A 19,148-nucleotide genomic window follows, 5' to 3' on the forward strand; every position below is an offset into this window, starting at 1 on the left:
GTCGGCTCAGGTCGGCAGACCCGGAAGGAAGCTCCTGTCATGTCCACAACCAGGCCCGCGCCCGGGGGCACTGTCGCGGCTGCCGCCGTCGATGTTTTCCCGCAGCGGCTGACCGGCCGCCTCAAGGTGGTCCTCGCGGTACTGCTGGTCGCCCAGTTCATGCTCGCCGTCGACTTCTCGATCCTGAACGTCGCCCTGCCGAAGATCGGCGACGGCCTTGGTTTCTCCCTGGCGAACCTGCAGTGGATCGCCACCACCTTCGCCCTGTGCGCCGCCGGGTTCACCCTCTTCCTCGGCCGAATCGGCGACCTCGTCGGCCGCAAGCGCATCTTCCTCGGCAGCCTCGGCCTGCTGGGCCTGGCGTCCCTCGTCGGCGGCCTCGCCCCCAACCCCGAGATCCTCATCATCGCCCGCGTCGTTCAGGGCCTGGCCACCGCCGCCGCGACACCCGCGGGCCTTGCCCTGCTCACCACCTCCTTCCCCGAAGGCCCGCTGCGCCAGAAGGCGCTCGGCCTCAACGGGGCGCTGATGTCGGCCGGGTTCACCGCAGGCGCCGTCCTCGGTGGCGTCCTGACGGACCTGCTCTCCTGGCGCTGGGCGTTCTTCATCAACGTGCCCGTCGCTCTCGCCGTCCTGCTGGTCGCCCCCACCGTCATCACTGAGTCGCGCCCCACCGAGCGTCCGAAGGTCGACCTGCCCGGCGCCCTGTCGGTCACCCTCGGCCTGCTCGGCATCGTGTACGGCCTCACCCAGGCCGGCGAGCACGGCTGGACCCACCCCGCCGCTCTCACCGGCCTGCTCGTCGGCGCGGCTCTGCTGGTCGTCTTCTACGTCATCGAGCGTGGTGCCGCCCAGCCCCTCGTTCCCGTGCACGTGCTGAAGAAGCCCACCGTGGCCTGGGGCAACGTGCTCGGCATGCTCGCCTTCGTCACCGAGACCTCCCTGGTCTACCTGCTCACCGTCTACATGCAGAAGACCCTCGGCTTCTCCGCGCTGGCCGCCGGAATCTCCTTCGGCGTCCTGGGCCTGGGCACCGTGGTGGGCGGCGTGCTCGCCCCGAAGGTGATCGCCCGTACCTCCACCCTGACCGTCCTGGTCGGGGGCGGGCTGTTGCAGGCCGTCTTCACCGCCGTCCTGCTCCTCCTCGGCGGCACGTCCGCCTCGATGGGGCTGCTGCTGCCCGCCACCTTCCTCGGCGGCATCGGCAACATGCTGGTCATCGTCGGCTTCATGGTCACCGCCACCGGCGGACTGCCCGACCACGAGCAGGGTCTGGCCACCGGACTGGCCTCGATGTCCCAGCAGGTCGGCATCACCATGGGCACCCCGATCATGTCCGCGATCGTCACCGCGACCACCGCCGGAGCCGTCTCCGCCGGGGCGATCCTGCACGGCGTTACCGTCGCCATCGCCGCCAACACCGCCCTCGTCCTGCTCGGCGTCCTCATCGCCGCCGTCTTCCTCGGCACCCGGCGCACCGCCGCCCACGCCTGAACAGCATGCCGCGCGAACCGATCCGGTCGGGCGGGTCGGCCACGCCGCCGCGCTGGTCTCCCGCGACTCGTTCGCCGACATCGACGACTACGCCGCCGCCAAGACGCGAATCCCCGTACCGATCGGACGGATGCCCACGGTCAGCGCCGGAGACCGACCCCGCCGTAGCCGTGGGAGACACCGCTCTGCCGGCCGCCGTCGGGCGACCGCTCCGGCCGCCAGTCGCCCCACCAGACCAGGCCCGGTTCAATTTGGTCGTACCCGTCGAAGAAGCGGCTGATGTCGGCGTGGGTACGGGGTACCAGCGGGGCGCTGCTCTGCTGGTAGACCGCCTTGCCCGCCTGGGCGGGCACCGGTGGCGCACCGTCCAGGGTCAGGTGCGAGAGCACCAGCGGACTACCCGGTACGGTGGCGTCCCGTAGCCGGGCGACCGACGCCCATGGGTCCTCGGCGTCCCGCACGAAGTGCAGTACGGCCACCAGCAGCACCGCCACCGGTTCGGAGAAGTCGATCAGCCGGTTGACCTCGGAATCGGCGAGCAGTTCGTCCGGTCGGCGTACGTCCGCCCGGAGCACCGTGGTGTCCGGGGCGCCAGCCAGCAGTTGGCGGGCGTACGCCACCGCGACGGGGTCGACGTCCACGTAGACGACCCGGGAGCCGGGTACGCACTCCCGCACGATCTCGTGCACGTTGCCCTGGGTCGGTAGTCCGGCGCCGATGTCGAGGAACTGCCGGACGCCCCGTTCGGTGGCAAGGTGCCGTACCGCCCGGCGGAGGAAGTGCCGGTTGGTCTGGGCCGCCACCGGCGTGTCCGGGAAGATCGACAGGACCTGCTCGGCGGCGGCGCGGTCCGGGGCGAAGTTGTGGCAACCGCCGAGGTAGTAGTCGTACATCCGGGCGACGTTCGGCCGACTCTGATCGATGTCGGTCCCGATCGGCGTAGCCGCACTGACCATCGTGGATCGTCCTTTCCCTGCCCGGAGACACTGACCCGTCGCACTGCGGCGCCGCCGTTGAGTTCTAGCAGCCGGCGGACTGCCGCGCTGGCCCGACTCCGGTTGTCCTGCTGTTAATAGGGGGCCCTTCCTATACCGAAAGCGTTAAGCGGGGGCCCTTCCTTACGCGAAGACCGACTCGGTCTCGGCCAGCCGGTGCAGGTCCATCCCGGACCGCCGGATCCGCCAGTCGTCGGGGGTACGGGTCATGTGTGCCCTCCTCCGTCTCGGCACCAGCTACCCAGTACCCCGTCGCGATCCCCGGATCACCCGTACCGTTTCCACCCCTTCCGGCGATAGGAGGTTTATGGACCTATGCTGGGGTGGGTGCAGTTGACCATAAAACCCGACGCCATCCCCGATGTCAGCGCCGACTGGTACCGCGAGATTGTCGAGTTCGCGGAGGGCAGCCCGCCGGCTGTCCAGTGGTTCGCGGCCCACTTCACCGAGGCGTCGATCGTCCTGCTCGGGCTGCTGCTGGCCGTGGCGGCGGTACGCCACCTGGCCGCCCCGACCCGGGGACGGGCGTTGGCCCTGGCCGCCCCGGTCGGCGTGCTCCTCGCGTACGGCCTCAGCGAGGGGACGAAGCCGTTACTGGACCAGGAGCGTCCCTGCCGTGCTTTCGGCCAACTGGAGATCATCGCCGCCCAGTGCCCACCGACCGGCGACTGGTCCTTCCCGAGCAACCACTCGACCATCGCCGGCGCCACGGCGGCGGCGATCCTGCTGCTCTCCCGGCAACTAGGGCTGATCGCGACGGTGGTCGCCGCGCTGGCCGCGTTCTCCCGGACGTTCGTCGGCGTGCACTATCCGCACGACGTGCTCGCCGGTCTGCTGCTCGGGGCGACGGTCACGGCGCTGACCGTTCCACTGCTGGCCCGGTGGGTCACCGGGCCGGTCTCCCGCCGGATCGGGCCGCTGCCCGGCCGGCTCGGTTCCCGTACCCGTGACCTGGTGCCGTGACCGCCGGCCAAGAGCGACCGGCAATAGGGCGGTGGAGGCCGCAGCCCCGCCAGTCCTGTTGCCGGACGCTCGAAGCGGCAGGACACCGGTGCGCGGCCCGACGACTCAGGGGGTGAGCACCAGCGCCGCGACCGTGCCGACGATCAGGAACGGTCCGAACGGCACCTGCCCCCGCCAACGCACCCGTCCGGTGACCAGCAGAACAAGACTGACCAGTGCGGCGCAGACGAAGGTGAGGAACACCCCGGCGATCAGGGCACCCCAGCCGTACCAGCCGAGCAACGCCCCGGCGCTGAGCGCCAGCTTGGCGTCCCCCAGGCCGAAACCCCGTCGACCGAGCAGGAGGGTCGAGGCGGCGAAGAAAAGTGCGAGACCGGTCCCGGCCGCGAACGCCCGCAGCCAGGAGGCCGCATCCCCGTGCAGGACGGCGGCCAGACCGAGCAGCCCCCAGGTGCCGAGGGCGGCGGGGAGGGTGAACCGGTCGGGCAGCCGGTGCACCGCAGCGTCGATGAAGGCCAGCGGCACGGCCAGCGCGAGCCAGCCGGCGACGGCGAGCAGTTCGATCGCCGGCCGATCGGGCACGAGCAGCGCGACCACCGCGGCGATGAGCGCGATCTCGACGGTGTACGGCGGAGCGCCGACCCGGGCGCCGCAGGCGGCACACCGGGCGACCGGTGACCTGGGGCGCAGGGGCTGACCGGGCCCGATCGGTGCAGCGCAGCGGTCGCAGGCCACCCGGGGCGGCTGTCCGGCCGGTACCGAGTGTCTGGTGATGGCGGACCGGAGCAGCGGGGCGAGGGTGAGTCCGGCCAGGAACCGCAGCGGTGCGCTGCGGGCGGGCCGGAGCGCCCGGTCCGGCGCGGTAACCCTGAGTGACTTCATCATGACCATGAGCGGTGGCCGGGTAGAGCGGGCAACTGACCGACCCGGGAGAGCCGAAGCTCATGCGATGACCTCCGGGTGGCCGGACAACCACGGTACACAATGGCCCAGACTAGCGCCATTTCTGACAATCCTCTCCGTGCGCTCACCGTCATCGTGGCCGCCGGTGCCGCAGATCGTCGCCTGGCCGACATCGGGCGATCAACCAGGGGATACCCGGATGCCACAGTAGACGCACATGATCAACGCGAGCCATGTTAACTCTTCGTGTTCCTTTGAATTACCTCTGTTGCATCGTCGGACGTCAGCCTATGCTCGCCCCTTAGGTACCGCGCAAGCCGCCGGCCGACCCCGGCGAATGACGACAGAAACTGTCCGTCCGTACCACACCCACGACCATCAACTTCGGCTAATGTTCCAGATCCGGATGAGGACATCCTGGCGCTATCCGGCACACCCTGAAACGCCCCCCATCCGGTGGCTGACCGGGGGAAGCAAGGAGGGCGAGCGATGCGGGCACAACGCGCAGGCCGCTTCTCCGGCGCCGCGCTCGCACTGCTGGTGATCATGTCCGGTGCAGCGGCCTGCGGCTCCGACACGGGTGCGGGCCTCGATGCCGGGGACGGGCGTCCGGCCGGCCGGCAAGCCGACCCGGCCCCGGCCAGCAGCGCGGAAAACGCGACCGCCAGCCAGGCCGCACTGGCCGCCTACGCCGGATATCTCGACGCGTCCCGGGAAGCCAGCCGGGTCGGTGACCCCCTCCATCCGGCCCTACCCAAATACCTGGCCGACCCGCTGCTCACCCGGGTACGGCTCACCATTCGGACCGCCAAGGAGCACGGCGCGATGCGTACCGGCACCCTCAAGTCGGACCCCGTCGTCACCTCGGTCAACCTGGACACCGTCCCGGCGACCGTAGAAATCCAGGACTGCCTGGACGCGACCGGCTACCGACTCGTCGACATCAAGACCAAGAAGGTGGTGCCGGGGACCAACGGTCGCCGCTACCTGGCCACCGCCACCGCCACCCGGTACGCCGGGCGCTGGTTGATCAGCGCCGGGGCGGCCCACGAGGACCAGCCATGCTGACCTGGGGAGGAGCGGTCATCCCGGCCCAACGGGACCGGGCCGGGGTGAGCCGCTGGATGCTGGGCCTCGGTGCCGTCGCCATGGTGCTGCTGCTCGCCTCGCCAGCCGTACCGGTGACCGCCGCGCCGGCCGGTGGGGAGTGCCCACCGGGTTCGAACGACTGCAACGTCTGGGACGACGAACCCGGCCAGCCCGGCGGGGGCGGCGGTCCGGGCGGTGGTGGTCCCGGTGGCGGGGGCGGTGACGGTGACGGTGACCCGGCGAAGTGCCAGCGGGACGGCGTCAAGGTGCCCTGCTACGACAAACTGCTGGGCTGGTTCAACAGCACGGACGGCTGCTACTACAAGCTCCAGGAACCGCAGCCCGAAGGCCTGGTGGAGCCGATGCAGGCCTACCTGCGAAGCTGTGGCGGAGAGCAGGAACCGGTCGTGCTGGTCTGCCCGCCACCCGGCTTCGGTGACCCGGCGGACCCGTACGAACTGGCCCGCATCGCGTTCGCCGAGCTGACTCTGGAGCCGCCACACATCGGCATCGCGCCCCGCCGCCGCAACGGTCCCGGGTTGGTCGGACTGCCGGTCTGGATGTGGACCATCGGCGAGGACCGGACCCCGGATCCGGCCAGCGCCAGCGACCGGGGGCTGACCGTGACCATCACGGCGAAGGCGACCAAGACCGTCTGGGACCTGGGCAACGGCGAGAAGGAGACCTGCCCTGGGGCGGGCACGCCGTACTCGTCAACGGGGGACCGGGCCGGGGAACGGTCACCGGACTGTGGCTATGACGAGGGCTACCCAGAACCCGGGCGGTACACGATCACCGCCACCACGCACTGGACCGCCAGGTGGGAGTCCAGCAGCGGCGAGAGCGGCGAGATCACCACCACCCGGACCAGCGGCCCGGTAACGATCGAGATCGACGAACTTCAGGTGGTGACGGAGTGACGCTGGCGACCACGCACAACGGCACGGGTCCGGGGCCGGTGGACGCCCCGGTCGCGCCCCCGAAGGTGGTCCGGCAGCGCCGTACCCGCCCCGGCCTGCTCGGCCTCGCGGTGCTGCTGATCGCCCTCGGTGGGCTCGGCGCGGCGTTCGCGGTCACCTCGGTCCGGGCCACCGGGAGCTACCTGGCGGTGGCCCGGTCGGTGCCGGTGGGCACCGCGCTCACCGCCGACGACCTGGTCAGCGTGCAGGTGGCCGGCGGCCAGGGCCTCAAGCCGGTCCGCGCCGACCGGCTCAAGGAGGTGGTCGGCCTGCGCGCCGCGGTGGCGCTCACCCCCGGCACCCTGCTCACCATGGGCCAGCTCACCGACGCCCCGCTGCTCGGCCCCGGGCAGCAGCAGGTCGCCCTCGGGTTGAAGGCCAGCCAGGTCCCGGCCCGCAAGCTGTACCCCGGTGACCGGTTGCTGCTGGTCAGCACCCCGGAGCGGGGCGACGACAGCAAGGCCCCGAGCACCCGGTTCGAGGCCACCGTGATCGACACGAACGTCCCGGACCGGGGCGACGTGGTGCTCTACCTGGCCCTGGCCACCCGCGACGTGCAGCCGGTGGTGGTGCTGGCCGCAGAGGACCGCATCGCGGTCGTACTCGTCTCGGCGGCCTGAGCATGGCGATCATCGCCCTCGTCGCGGCGAAGGGTTCCCCCGGTGTCACCACCACGGCTCTGGCCTGCACCCTCTCCTGGCACCACCGGATGATCCTCGCCGAATGCGACCCGGCCGGCGGGTCGGTACTCGCCGGCTACCTGGGCGGCGCGCTGGACGGGCCACGGGGCATCGGTGAGCTGGCCGTCGGTGAGCTGCGCGACGGCAACCTGGAGTCGGCGTTCTGGTCGCAACTGGTCGACCTGGACGCACCGAAACGGGAGCGGCTGCTGCTGCCCGGGGTGGTCGACCCGGTACAGGCCGGCAGCGTGGTGCCGCTGTGGCAGCGGTTCGCCGACTTCTTCACCGACCTCGACCGGGGGCAGCCGGCGTACGACGTACTCGTCGACTGTGGCCGGCTCCAGGTGGTCGGCCCGCCCTGGCCGATCCTGCGCGCGGCGGCCCTGGTGCTGGTGGTGACCGCCGCCCACCTGCCCGACCTGTCCAGCGCCCAGGCCACGGTACGCGCCATCGAGCGGGACTTCGCCGAGCACCGGGTACCCAGCGGCACCCTCCGGCTGCTCCTGGTCGGCGACGGGCACAGCCGCAGCGAGGTGAGCCGGGCGCTGCGGCTGCCGGTGATCGCCCAGTTGCCGCACGACCCGCGTACCGCCGAGGTGCTCAGCCACGGCGGGACCATCCGGGCCGGACGGCCGCTGATGCGCGCGGCCGGCGCCCTGGAGGTCCCGGTCCGGTCGGTGCTGGACCGGCGGCGGGCCCGACTGACCTGGCCGGCCGGGCAGGGAGTGATCCGCAATGCGCTTTGAGGCGGTCTCCCACGACCCCCGGATGACCCCGACTGAACCCCGGGTACCCGGGCACGACCCCCGGGTCCCTCCGCCCGGTCCCCAGCGGCACGAGCATCCGGTGACCTCGATCGTGCCGCCGGTGCCGACCGCCGACTCCACCGGCCGGCACCAGCGCCCGGGCAACGGCGCGGCCGGACCGGCACCGGCCCGTCCACGGGTCGACTTCGCCGTGGTCCGCGAGTTGCGCCGGGAGCTGAGTGAGCGGATCACGCTCTGGCAGCGGGGGCGGGACTTCACCGCCGCCGAGGAGGACGTCGAGCGGTCCCGGCTGGCGGTCGCGGTCGTCGCGGAGTACGCCGACGCGGTACGGCGGGCCGGCACCCCGATGGCCGCCGTCGAGGAGCGTGCCCTGCTCGACCAGGTGACCGCCGAGCTGGCCGGACTGGGTCGGCTGCAAACTCTGCTGGTCGACCAGACCATCGAGGAGGTACACATCCTCGGTTGCGACCAGGTCCGGATCACCCGGCACGGTGGCGGGGTCGACTGGGCCGACCCGATCGCGGACAGCGACGAGGAGCTGGTGGAGATCCTCCAGGCCGCCGCCCGCCGGGCCGGTTCGACCGAGCGGTCGCTGTCCACCGTGAAGCCCACCCTCGACCTGCAACTGCCCGACGGCAGCCGGCTGGCCGCCGTCTACCTGGTCAGCCAGCGGCCGTACGCGGTGATCCGGAAGCACAACACGCTGGACGTCTCGCTCGACGACATCTGCGGTGGCCGGGCCGACCTGGACGAGATGATCGACGTCCTGATCCGGGACTTCCTCCGCGCGGCGATGGCCGCCGGGCTGAACATCATGGTCGCCGGACTGGCCGGGGCGGGTAAGACCACGGTGATCCGGGCGCTGATGGACGAGATCCCGCCGGACGAGCCGTACGTGCTGCTGGAGGAGAGCCGGGAGCTGCTCCCGGCCCGGCGCGGGGCCAAGCACCGGGCGGTGATGAGCTTCGAGTCCCGGGAGGGGCACGGCGAACGCGGTCTGGACGGCCGACCCGCCGGGGAGGTCACCATCGCCGACCTGATCCCGGTGGCGCTGCGGATGGGCGTGCTGCGGATCATCGTCGGCGAGGTCCGGTCCCGGGAGATCGTCCCGATGCTCCAGGCGATGACCACCAGCCGGGGATCGATGTGCACGATCCACGCCCGGACCCCGGGTGGCGTCGGTGAGCGGATCATCGAGCTGGCCTTGGCGCACGGCCGGGAGATGACCGTCGACCAGGCCCGCCGGATGGCCGGCAACGCGCTGGACCTGATCGTCTACGTGACCGTCGAGGACGAGACCGCGATCGGTGGCCGCAAGCACCGGTTCGTCTCGCACATCGAGGAGGTCATCGGGGTCGGCGAGGGCAGCCGGATCACCACGACCACCGTCTTCGGTCCGGGGGCCGACGGCCGCGCGGTACCGAAGCACCTGCCCGAGCGGATCCGCGAGCACCTGCTGCGGGTCGGGTACGACGCCCGGCTGCTGACCCGGTACATCGAGGCGGGGATCGGCGCCTGGCGCCGACCCCGGAGCAGCCGGCTGCGCCAGAACCAGCCGCCGGCAGCGGCCCAGCCGATGCTGCGACGGGCCCGGTGAGCGGGATGTCCGCCGGCGCGCCGGCAGCGGACGGGGTGACCGGATGAGACTGCCGGCCAACATCGAGCTGATCGCCGTACTCTCCGGGGCGGCCTGCGTCGCCGGGCTGGTCCTGGCCGTGGTCGCGCTGGTCGGTACCCGCCGGCCGCCCGGCCCGTCCGGCGGTTCCGGGCAGTGGCTGCACCGGCTGCTGCACGGTTCCGGGGCGAGCCGGCGGGAGCAGCAGGCGCACCAGATGCTGCTACTCGCCGCCGTCGCGGCCGGCGCACTCGCCTTCCTGCTCACCGGCCTGCCGGTGGTGGGGCTGCTGGTGGCGATCGCGGTGCCCGGCGCGCCCTGGCTGTTCACCGTCGGCAAGGCCGAGCAGCGGGCGATCGCCCGGATCGAGGCGGTCGGTGAGTGGACCCGCCGGCTCAAGGACGTCTCCAGCACCGGCCAGGGGCTCCAGCAGGCGATCATCGGTACGGTCCTGACCGCCCCGGAGCAGATCGACGAGGAGGTACGCACCCTCGCCGCCCGGTTGCAGGCCGGCTGGTCGGCCCGGAGTGCGCTGCTGGCGTTCGCCGACGAGATCGGTGACCCGGTCTGCGACCAGGTGGTCGCCGCGCTGATCCTGCACCTGAGCGACCGGGGTGAACGGCTCGGCGACGTGCTCGCCTCGATCGCGACCGCAGCGGCAGCCGAGGTGGCGACGCGACGCGAGGTGGAGGCGAAGCGTACCCAGCCCCGGTTCGCGGTGCGCTTCCTGACCGGGATGACCCTGCTGATCCTGGCGTACGGGCTGGTCAACCCGGACTACATGCGCCCGTACGGCACCCCGGTCGGGCAACTGGTGATGGTGGTACTCGGTGCCGCCTTCATCTCCCTGCTCGCCTGGGTACGCGGGATGAGCCTGCCGCCGAGGCCGGCCCGGTTCCTCAGTTCGCCAAAACTGGAGGAGCTGGCCTGATGACCCTCAACATCCATCTGACGGTCGCCGTCCTCGGCGGCGCCTCGGTCGGCCTCGGTCTCTTCCTGCTGGTCCGGGAGGCCCTGCCGAGCACCCCGGCGCTAGCCCCGGCGCTGCGCCGGCTGCACGCCCCGCCCAGCGCCGGTCGGGCCACCGGCGCCCGCCGCGACCTGGAGTGGCTCTCCGGGGTCACCCGCTGGCTACGCCCGCCCACCCGGGACCTGGCCCTGCTGGGCCGGACCCCGGAGCAGTACACCCTCTCCATCCTGCTCTCGGCGGTCATCGGCCTGGCCACCCCGGCGGTCGGCTCGGCGCTGGTCGCGGCCGGTGGCTGGCGGCTGCCGGTGGTCGTTCCGGTCGCCGCCGGGCTCGGGCTGGCCTTCCTCGCCGCGCTGATCGCGCACCGGGACGTACTGGCCAAGGCGGAGAAGGCCCGCCGCGAGTTCAGTCGGGCGGTCTGCACCTATCTGGACCTGGTGGCGTTGCAACTCTCCGCCGCGCACGGCCCGGTGCAGGCACTGGAGCAGGCCGCGGCGGTTTGCGACGGCTGGGTCTTCGAGCGGATCCGGGAGGCGCTGCGGATCGCCCAACTCCAGATGCACTCCCCGTGGGACGAGCTGCGTGACCTGTCGGAGGAGATCGGTGTACCGGAGCTGGGTGACGTGGGCGCGATCATGCAGTCCTCCGGCACCGAGGGCGCCCAGGTGCACGAGACGCTGCGGCAACGTGCCGATTCGCTGCGCGACCAGATCCGTACCGACAACCTGGCCCGGGCCGAGGCGGTGACCGGCCGCCTGGACATCCCGGGCGCGCTGCTGGTCTTCATCCTGGTCGGCTTCGTCCTCTACCCCTTCGTCACCCGCATCTGACCCGCCCACCCCCCATCCGCTGAGAGGAACCCGCCATGCCAGTGGTCTCGTACCTGCACATCATGCTGGTCAACCGACTCGCCGAACTACGCCGCGACGACGACCCCGAGCGTGGTGACGGACCGGTGCCCACCGCGATCATCATCGCCGGTCTGGCGGTGCTGGCGGTCGGTGTGATCACCTGGGCGCTCGGCCTGGTCAACGACTTCATGGACACCGACATCGACACGCCGACCGTGCCGACGGTCCCGGGCCGCTGATCGATGCGGGACCGGCTTGCCGACCGGTGGCGCCGGGTCACCCTGCGGGTGACCCGGCGCCCCGTCCTGCCCGCGCCCCCGGCCGGGGACGACCGGGAGCGGGGGGCCAGCCCGGTCGAACTGGCCATCATGTTTCCCACGATCATGATCCTGCTGTTCAGCTCGATCCAGATGGCCTCGGTCTTCCTGGCCCGGTCGGTCGCGTTGAACGCCGCCCAGATCGGGGTGAACTCCACCCGGGTGCTCGGCGGGGTGAGCGAGGAGGAGGGCGAGGCGCAGGCCCGGCAGTTCGTCGACCGGGCCGGTGACTGGCTGGTCCCCACCACGGTGAACGTGGAGAAGGGGGACGTCGAGGTGAACGCGACGGTCAGCGGGCGGGCCCTGTCGCTGATCCCGGGCCTCACCATCACGGTCACCCAGACCGCCAGGGGCCCACGCGAACGCTTCACCGAGGACGCCGGATGAGCCCGGCCGCAGCGTCCGGAGCCACCGCCTTCCGGGTCAGCGCCTTCCGGGTGCACGAGTCCCGGACCGTCGCACCCCGGTCCGACCGGGGTTCGGTCGCCGTGGAGGTGGCGATCCTGGTCCCGGCCTTCCTCATGCTGATCGTGCTCGCCGCGGTGGTCGGGCGGACGGCCATCGCGCAGAACGCCGTCGACCTGGCCGCACACGACGCGGCCCGGGCCGCGTCGATCTCGCGCACCATGACCACGGCCCGCACCGAGGGCCAGACCCAGGCCCTGACCCAGGTACGCCGACAGGGCCTGCGCTGTGAGTACCTGAACGTCACCCTGGGCGGCATCGACGGGGCGAACCGCCAGATCGGCCTGGCCGAGGCGTTCGACACCCCGGTCGGCCAGCCGGTCTCCATCACCTCGCACGTCGTCTGCGAGGTCTCCCTGCGGGACCTGTTCGGCGCACCGTCGCCCACCCGCCGGGTCGAGGCGTGGTTCGTCTCACCGATGGACCGGTACCGCCCGAGGAGCGCGACGTGAACCGGGCCGGGAGAATCCGCCGCGCGCCGGGGTACGACGTCGGTCCGGCGGCGGGTCGGGACTCCGGGCGGGTCAGCGTGCTGCTGGCCATCACCCTGACCGGGATCCTGGCTGTCATCGGGCTGACCCTCGACGGCTCCGCCCACTTCCGGATGATGCAGCGCGCGGAGAACATGGCCGCCGAGGCGGCCCGGACCGGTGGCCAGCAGATCGACCGCGCCCGGGCGGTCAACGGCGAGGCGAAGGTGATCGACGTCGAGGCCGCGATCGACGCGGCCGAGGCGTACATAGACAGTGTTCCGCTGCCCGACAACGTCACCGTGACACGGCGGGCCGAACGGGTGCCGGACCCGGACGGCGGCTATGACGGCACCCGGCTGAAGGTCACCGTCACGCTCACCTACCAACCGGTGATGCTCAGCCTGTTCCGGTCCGGCGCGATGACCGCCACCGGCGAGGCGACAGCCGGTCTGCTCACCGAGAACCCCGAGACGTAAGGAGTCCGCCATGACGACCCGGACAGTCTCCACGGCCCGGCGGTTGGGCCGGCTCGGCACCGGACTGGGGGCGCTGGTCGTCCTGTTCGGGCTGCTCTTCGGCGCGCCGCTGGCGCTGATCGAGTTCGCCGGCAATCCCCTGCCCGACCACGTACCGACCCTGGCCGAGGTCGGCACCGCGCTGACCAGCAGGGACGACGGTCAGCTCTTCCTGCGGGCGCTCGCCCTGCTGGGCTGGGCCGGCTGGGCCACCTTCGCGCTCTCCGTCCTGGTCGAGATCCCGGCCCGGATCCTGCGCCGTCCGGCCTGGCGACTGCCCGGCATGCGCCGCCAGCAGAAGGCGGCAGCGGCCCTGCTCGGCTCGATCGCGCTGATCATGGCGGCCAGCCCGGCTGCGGCCACCGCCGCCACCCTCACCGCCCCGGCGGTGACCACCGCCGCTCCGGCCCGGCCGGCCCCGGCGACGCTGCCGGCGCAGGGCACCGGACCGATGGTCGTCACAGTGTCGGCTCCGACCACGATCCAGCCGGAGGTTGAACCGGTACCGGTCTACCGGGTGGAGCAGGGCGACTACCTCGGCGAGGTCGCGGAACGCTACCTGGACGACTTCGACCGGTACCGGGACCTGGCGAAGCTCAACAAGATCAAGCAGCCGGACCGGATCCGCCCCGGACAACTGCTCCGGTTGCCGGTCGACGCCGAGGACCGGGGGGGACGCCCGCACGCCACCGGTGTGGTCGCCGTACCGCCGGCACCCGGTGGTGCCGCCTGGACCGCCCCGGCACCGGCACCGGTCACGCCGGCCGTACCCATTCCGGAGGCGCCGGACGGCCCGCCGCCGACCCTGACCATCGGAGCGTCCCGGGCCACCGAGGTGGACCGGGTCAACCGGCCGCTGGCGGTCTCCGCCGTGCTGGCGGTGGCGAGCATCGTCGGCGCGCAGATCGGGGCCGTCCTCGGGTTGCGCCGCCGCCCGGCGGCCCCGGCTTCCGGCCGGATCCCGGGGTCCCTCGGCACGGGTGGGGGGCAGCCGCTGCCGAGCGGGCGGCACCGTCGGGACTGACCGACGGGACCGACCAGCGGACCATGGCGCACCGCCCGACCGACCAGCGGCACACCGTCTGGTTGGGCCCTAATGAGTTCTGGGGGGGGTGAGCAGGAGGCCGACGGGTCGGGCGGCATCGGGTCCGCCGGTCAGGGCAGCCGGGTCTGCAACACCCCGTCCACCACCCGGGTGGGCAGCACCTGCTGGTCGGTGGCGGCCGGGCCGTGTACGACCTCACCGCCGTTGAGCTGGAAGGTGCTGCCATGCCACGGGCAGACCACGCAGGCGTGCCCGTCGACCTCGGTGACCTTTCCCTCGCCGAGCGGTCCGCTCTGGTGCGGGCAGCGTTCCAGCATCACGGTGACCTCGTCGCCATGCCGGTAGAGGATCACCGAGACGTCTCGGACCTCCCGAGTGAGCAGGGTCCGCTCGGGTACCGTCGACAGGTCGGCCACCGAATGCCAGCCGTCGGCCATCCGGTGCAGTTCGGAGACGCTCTGGTTGACCTGGGCACCCTGCTTGTACGCCAGGTGGCCACCGATGTAGGCGCCGGTGCTCGCCGCGGTCAGCCCGAACCAGCCGAGGGTCCGGCCGAGCCGGTGCCGGCCGGTCAGCCGGGCGGCGATCGATCCGGCGTAGCAGGCCAGTCCGACGGTGTTGGACATGGCGTGCACCAGTCCGACCCGCCGCTGTTCCCGCGAGAGTGCCGCCCAGTCGTTGAGACCGGCGACCGCCGCCGGCAGGGCGCTGGCGGTACCGACCGTGACCAGTACCGTCGCGGCCCGGCGCTGGCCGGGCATCAGGTCGAGTACGGCGGTGCTCAGCCAGGCACCGATCGGTAGCTGCACCAGCGCCGGGTGCAGGGGGTGACCGAGCCAGACACCGTGCAGGGTGTCCCGCACCTTCTGCGGGCGCAGTACCGACTGGACCGCATTCTGCAGCCGGTCGCCGAACCGGTCCAGCCCGGCCGCCCGCTCAAGCCTCATCATCAGCGCACGCATGCCTCCCACTTCCCACTGGCGGCTTCGGCAAACCGGTGTCGGCGAGCATGGTGGCCGGCCGGTTCGGCGGCACCGGTGACCCGGAACACAGATGCGGCTCATCCACAGCACGGAGCCGTTCCGCCGGGCCACCGGACGGTCACCACCCGCCCGCCGATCATGGACTTGTGGTGGGGATTTCGCCCCTTATAGCGGCCTTCCCGGGCACCACAACTCCATGATCGACACACGAGGCACGACACGCCGCACAGCATCTGGTGTGTTGACCAAAATGGGGCCACTAGATCTAGGATCGGTGCACTGCTGGTTCACCGTCTCCCGGGCACGGGTGGCGGTAGCCGTGCGTCGACATCGGCCAGATGTCGACGAGGTAAGGGAACCCGGTGCGAATCCGGGACTGCCCCGCAGCGGTGAGCGGGAACGACCGCCGTCATGAGCACTGGGTCCGGCCGGGCCTGGGAAGCGACGGCCAGTAGGCGAGCGTACGTCCGTACGCCTGCCCGCGAGTCCGAAGACCTACCAGTAGGGCGTGTCGACCCGGCACGCGTACCACCTCGGGGCCTCGTGGGAGGGCCGTCGAGCCGTACGGAGACCACCGGCACACCGACCGGTGGCCCTCCGGCGTGCCGTCGTGCCCTCGCGAGTCCCTCCGGTCCGACCCGACGAACAGGCCCGACGAACCAGGAGCGCCCGTGACGGCACCAGCCATCATCGCCTCGACCCCATCCGACACCGGGGAACTGCCCGACCTGTTGGACCGGCACCGGCGGAACCTGCCGGACACCGACCCGGAACGGCTGCTCGACCTGGTCCGCAGTGGGCGGACCACGGCCGCCGACGCGGACGAGTTGCTCCAGCTCGCCATCGCCGCCGCCGCCGGGCTGATCGGCGAGGAGCCGCAGTACAGCCGGCTCGCCGCCCGGCTGCTCGCCGACCGGATCAGCACCGAGGTGACCGGCCAGGGCATCGGCTCGTTCAGCGGATCGGTGGTGGCGGCGCACCGGGCCGGGCTGCTGGACGCCGATTTCGCGGACTTCGTGGCCACCCACGCCACCGCCCTCGACGCCCTGATCGACCCGTCGGCCGACGACAGTTTCGAGTACTTCGGCCTGCGTACCGTGTACGACCGCTACCTGCTGCGCCACCCGGAAACCCGGGCAGTCCTGGAGACCCCGCAGCACTTCTGGCTGCGGGTGGCCACCGGGCTCGCCGACACGGTCGACGACGCCGCCGCGCTCTACCGGCTGATGTCCCGGCTGGCCTACCTGCCCAGCTCACCGACCCTGTTCAACGCGGGTACCCGGCACCAGCAGCTCTCCTCCTGCTTCCTGGTCGACTCGCCACAGGACGAACTGGAGTCCATCTACGAGCGCTACACCCAGGTCGCGAAGCTCTCCAAGTACGCCGGTGGGATCGGCATCTCCTGGTCCCGGGTCCGCTCCCGGGGCTCGCTGATCCGGGGCACCAACGGCTACTCGCACGGCATCGTGCCCTGGCTGCGCACCCTGGACGCGAGCGTGGCGGCGGTCAACCAGGGCGGCCGGCGCAAGGGCGCGGCCTGTGTCTACCTGGACACCTGGCACGCGGACGTCGAGGAGTTCCTGGAACTCAAGGACAACACCGGGGACGAGGCCCGGCGTACCCACAACCTGAACCTGGCCAACTGGGTACCGGACGAGTTCATGCGCCGGGTCGAGGCGGACGCCGACTGGTCGCTGTTCGACCCGAAGGACGTACCGGAACTGGTGGACCTCTGGGGTGACGAGTTCGACGCCGCGTACCGGGCCGCCGAGGCGGCCGGCCGGGCCGTGAGAGTACTGCCGGCCCGGACCCTGTACGCCCGGATGATGCGTACCCTCGCGCAGACCGGCAACGGCTGGATGACCTTCCGGGACGCCGCGAACCGCACCTGCAACCAGGTCGGCAACGGGGGTGGCACGGTACACCTGTCCAACCTGTGCACCGAGATCCTGGAGGTGACCAGCGACGGCGAGACGGCGGTCTGCACCCTGGGCTCGGTCAACCTGGCCGCACACCTGGTGGACGGGGCGATCGACTTCGCCGCGCTGGCGGAGACGGTCCGGGTGGCGGTGGCCGCGCTGGACCGGGCCATCGACCGGAACTACTTCCCGACCGGACAGGCCGCCGCCGCGCACCGCCGCTGGCGACCGCTCGGGTTGGGCGTGATGGGCCTGGCCGACGTGTTCGCCGCGCTCCGGCTGCCGTTCGACTCGGCGGAGGCCCTGGCCCTGTCCACCCGGATCGCCGAGGAGATCGCGCTCGCCGCGTACGACACCTCGGCCGACCTGGCTGCGGAACGCGGCGCGCACCCGGCGTACCCGTTGACCCGGGCCGCTGCCGGGGTGCTGCACGTGGACCACTGGCCGACCGCCGCGCCGACCCGTCCCGACGCCTGGGCCGGGGTACGGGCCAAGATCGCCCGGCACGGGCTGCGTAACTCGCTGCTGGTGGCGATCGCCCCGACCGCGACCATCGCGGCCATCGCCGGCTGCTCGGAGTGCGTCGAGCCGCTGGTCTCCAACGTGTTCAAGCGGGAGACGCTGTCCGGGGAGTTCCTCCAGGTCAACCGGCACCTGGTGGCCGACCTGAAGCGGCTGGGCCGGTGGACCCCGGCGACCCGGGACGCGCTGAAGCGGGCCGACGGGTCGGTGCAGGCGCTCGACCTGCCGGAGGAGTTGAAGTCGCGTTACCGTACCGCCTGGGAGCTGCCGCAGAAGGCGCTGATCGACCTAGCGGCCGCGCGGGCGCCGTACATCGACCAGTCCCAGTCGCTGAACCTGTTCCAGGCCGCCCCGACCATCGGCAAGCTCTCCTCGATGTACGCCTACGCGTGGCGGGCCGGTCTGAAGACGACGTACTACCTGCGGTCCCGGCCGGCCACCCGGATCGCCCAGACCACTGTCGGCACAGATGTTAGGAAGGGCCCCGGGTTATCGGATTCGGTTGTACAAGGGGCCCTTCCAAGCACCTCAGCGGTTGTCGTGGCGGACGGCGCCGACGCGGTCGCCTGCTCGTTGGAGAACCCGGAGATCTGCGAGGCGTGCCAGTGACGATGCTGCTCGATCCCGGAATGGATCTGACCCTGCGGCCGATGCGTTACCCGGACTTCTACGAACGGTTCCGGGCCGCGATCCGCAACACCTGGACGGTGGAGGAGGTCGACCTGACCTCCGACGTACCCGACCTGGCGAAGCTCAGCGACGGTGAGCGGCACCTGGTGCACCGGCTGGTGGCGTTCTTCGCCACCGGCGACTCGATCGTCGCCAACAACCTGGTGCTCAACCTGTACCAGCACGTCAACGCGCCGGAGGCCCGGCTGTACCTGTCCCGCCAGCTCTTCGAGGAGGCGGTGCACGTGCAGTTCTACCTGACCCTGCTCGACACCTACCTCCCGGACCACGACGAGCGGGTCAAGGCGTTCGCCGCGATCGAGCACATCCCGTCGATCCGGGACAAGGCGGAGTTCTGCTTCCGCTGGATCGGCTCGATCAACGAGCTGCACCGGCTGGAGACCCGGGACGACCGCCGGGCCTTCCTGCTCAACCTGATCTGCTTCGCGGCCTGCGTGGAGGGGTTGTTCTTCTACGGCGCCTTCGCGTACGTCTACTGGTTGCGCTCGCGTGGCCTGCTCAGCGGCCTGGCCACCGGCACCAACTGGGTGTTCCGCGACGAGTCGATGCACATGGAGTTCGCCTTCAGCGTGGTCGACACGGTCCGCGCCGAGGAGCCGGACCTCTTCGACGACGAACTGGCCGACCAGGTCCGGGCCATGATCGACGAGGCGGTCCGCGCCGAGCTGGCCTTCGCCCGGGACCTCTGCGGGGACGGGCTGCCGGGCATGAACACCGCCGACATGCGCCGCTACCTGGAGTACGTCGCGGACGCCCGGCTCGCCCGGCTCGATCTCCCACCGGTGTACGGGTCGAGCAACCCATTCCCGTTCATGGAGCTGCAGGACGTCCAGGAGCTGACCAACTTCTTCGAACGGCGGGTGTCGGCGTACCAGGTGGCGGTCGAGGGGTCGGTGGCGCTCGACGAGGCGTTCTGACCCGGAATATTCGGCT

19 protein-coding genes and 1 riboswitch are annotated in these 19,148 nt (G+C 71.6%); of the genes, 16 read left to right on the plus strand and 3 right to left on the minus strand.

The window, feature by feature from the left end; genetic code table 11:
• The first annotated feature begins 39 nt into the window (after positions 1 to 39).
• Positions 40 to 1,494: an MFS transporter gene (locus V6U90_RS05015; RefSeq protein ID WP_334431362.1), complete on the plus strand. Its 1,455-nt coding sequence runs from the start codon at positions 40 to 42 to the stop codon at positions 1,492 to 1,494.
• A gap of 140 nt (positions 1,495 to 1,634) precedes the next feature.
• Here the strand turns inward: V6U90_RS05015 and V6U90_RS05020 are convergent, their stop codons facing one another.
• Positions 1,635 to 2,450: an SAM-dependent methyltransferase gene (locus tag V6U90_RS05020; protein WP_334431363.1), complete on the minus strand. Its 816-nt coding sequence runs from the start codon at positions 2,448 to 2,450 to the stop codon at positions 1,635 to 1,637.
• Between the two features lie 366 nt (positions 2,451 to 2,816).
• Here V6U90_RS05020 and V6U90_RS05025 point away from each other — a divergent pair, with 366 nt between their 5' ends.
• Positions 2,817 to 3,452 (plus strand): phosphatase PAP2 family protein, encoded by a 636-nt coding sequence (locus tag V6U90_RS05025; protein ID WP_334431364.1) that lies wholly within the window; start codon positions 2,817 to 2,819, stop codon positions 3,450 to 3,452.
• A gap of 105 nt (positions 3,453 to 3,557) precedes the next feature.
• On the opposite strand, the gene V6U90_RS05030 is transcribed toward V6U90_RS05025, so the two are convergent.
• Positions 3,558 to 4,337 (minus strand): prepilin peptidase, encoded by a 780-nt coding sequence (locus V6U90_RS05030; protein ID WP_334431365.1) that lies wholly within the window; start codon positions 4,335 to 4,337, stop codon positions 3,558 to 3,560.
• A gap of 507 nt (positions 4,338 to 4,844) precedes the next feature.
• Here V6U90_RS05030 and V6U90_RS05035 point away from each other — a divergent pair.
• The 12 genes from V6U90_RS05035 to V6U90_RS05090 are packed head-to-tail and all read left to right on the plus strand — an operon-like array spanning position 4,845 to position 14,080.
• Entirely contained in the window at positions 4,845 to 5,423 is a 579-nt protein-coding gene (locus tag V6U90_RS05035; protein WP_334431366.1) for a hypothetical protein, read from the plus strand.
• Positions 5,417 to 6,364, plus strand: a complete 948-nt coding sequence (locus V6U90_RS05040; protein ID WP_334431367.1) for a hypothetical protein — start codon at positions 5,417 to 5,419, stop codon at positions 6,362 to 6,364. Before V6U90_RS05035 ends, V6U90_RS05040 begins: the two co-directional genes overlap by 7 nt.
• Entirely contained in the window at positions 6,361 to 7,023 is a 663-nt protein-coding gene (locus V6U90_RS05045; RefSeq protein ID WP_334431368.1) for an SAF domain-containing protein, read from the plus strand. The genes V6U90_RS05040 and V6U90_RS05045 overlap by 4 nt, the downstream gene beginning before the upstream one ends.
• Before the next feature lie 2 nt (positions 7,024 to 7,025).
• Positions 7,026 to 7,829 carry a ParA family protein gene (locus tag V6U90_RS05050; RefSeq protein WP_334431369.1) on the plus strand — a complete coding sequence of 268 codons (804 nt, stop codon included), beginning with the start codon at positions 7,026 to 7,028 and terminating at the stop codon, positions 7,827 to 7,829.
• Positions 7,819 to 9,447, plus strand: a complete 1,629-nt coding sequence (locus tag V6U90_RS05055; RefSeq protein ID WP_334431370.1) for a CpaF family protein — start codon at positions 7,819 to 7,821, stop codon at positions 9,445 to 9,447. The genes V6U90_RS05050 and V6U90_RS05055 overlap by 11 nt, the downstream gene beginning before the upstream one ends.
• Before the next feature lie 43 nt (positions 9,448 to 9,490).
• Positions 9,491 to 10,396, plus strand: coding sequence for a type II secretion system F family protein (locus V6U90_RS05060; RefSeq protein ID WP_334431371.1), 906 nt, complete (start codon positions 9,491 to 9,493; stop codon positions 10,394 to 10,396).
• Positions 10,396 to 11,265: a type II secretion system F family protein gene (locus tag V6U90_RS05065; protein ID WP_334431372.1), complete on the plus strand. Its 870-nt coding sequence runs from the start codon at positions 10,396 to 10,398 to the stop codon at positions 11,263 to 11,265. Before V6U90_RS05060 ends, V6U90_RS05065 begins: the two co-directional genes overlap by 1 nt.
• Before the next feature lie 35 nt (positions 11,266 to 11,300).
• Positions 11,301 to 11,525, plus strand: coding sequence for a hypothetical protein (locus V6U90_RS05070; RefSeq protein ID WP_334431373.1), 225 nt, complete (start codon positions 11,301 to 11,303; stop codon positions 11,523 to 11,525).
• Positions 11,526 to 11,528: 3 nt separating this feature from the next.
• The gene (locus V6U90_RS05075) at positions 11,529 to 11,990 is read left to right on the plus strand and encodes a TadE/TadG family type IV pilus assembly protein (protein WP_334431374.1); all 462 of its coding nucleotides are present in this window, start codon (positions 11,529 to 11,531) and stop codon (positions 11,988 to 11,990) included.
• Entirely contained in the window at positions 11,987 to 12,520 is a 534-nt protein-coding gene (locus tag V6U90_RS05080) for a TadE family protein (RefSeq protein ID WP_442933524.1), read from the plus strand. Before V6U90_RS05075 ends, V6U90_RS05080 begins: the two co-directional genes overlap by 4 nt.
• On the plus strand, positions 12,517 to 13,017 hold the full coding sequence (locus tag V6U90_RS05085; RefSeq protein ID WP_334431375.1) for a hypothetical protein: 501 nt from the start codon (positions 12,517 to 12,519) through the stop codon (positions 13,015 to 13,017). Before V6U90_RS05080 ends, V6U90_RS05085 begins: the two co-directional genes overlap by 4 nt.
• Before the next feature lie 10 nt (positions 13,018 to 13,027).
• A complete protein-coding gene (locus V6U90_RS05090) occupies positions 13,028 to 14,080 on the plus strand; it encodes a LysM peptidoglycan-binding domain-containing protein (RefSeq protein WP_334431376.1) in 1,053 nt (350 codons plus the stop codon).
• 131 nt (positions 14,081 to 14,211) lie between these two features.
• Here the strand turns inward: V6U90_RS05090 and V6U90_RS05095 are convergent, their stop codons facing one another.
• A complete protein-coding gene (locus V6U90_RS05095; protein WP_334431377.1) occupies positions 14,212 to 15,063 on the minus strand; it encodes a Rieske (2Fe-2S) protein in 852 nt (283 codons plus the stop codon).
• 340 nt (positions 15,064 to 15,403) lie between these two features.
• Positions 15,404 to 15,583: riboswitch (cobalamin riboswitch) on the plus strand.
• A gap of 172 nt (positions 15,584 to 15,755) precedes the next feature.
• On the opposite strand from V6U90_RS05095, the gene V6U90_RS05100 reads away from it, so the two are divergent.
• Together V6U90_RS05100 and V6U90_RS05105 are read left to right on the plus strand one after the other, a co-directional pair.
• Positions 15,756 to 18,134, plus strand: a complete 2,379-nt coding sequence (locus tag V6U90_RS05100; RefSeq protein ID WP_334431378.1) for a ribonucleoside-diphosphate reductase subunit alpha — start codon at positions 15,756 to 15,758, stop codon at positions 18,132 to 18,134.
• Between the two features lie 2 nt (positions 18,135 to 18,136).
• On the plus strand, positions 18,137 to 19,132 hold the full coding sequence (locus tag V6U90_RS05105) for a ribonucleotide-diphosphate reductase subunit beta (RefSeq protein ID WP_334431542.1): 996 nt from the start codon (positions 18,137 to 18,139) through the stop codon (positions 19,130 to 19,132).
• Positions 19,133 to 19,148 lie beyond the last annotated feature (16 nt).

Origin of the sequence: Micromonospora sp. CPCC 206060 (assembly GCF_036906895.1) — a bacterium.
Lineage (GTDB): Bacteria > Actinomycetota > Actinomycetes > Mycobacteriales > Micromonosporaceae > Micromonospora.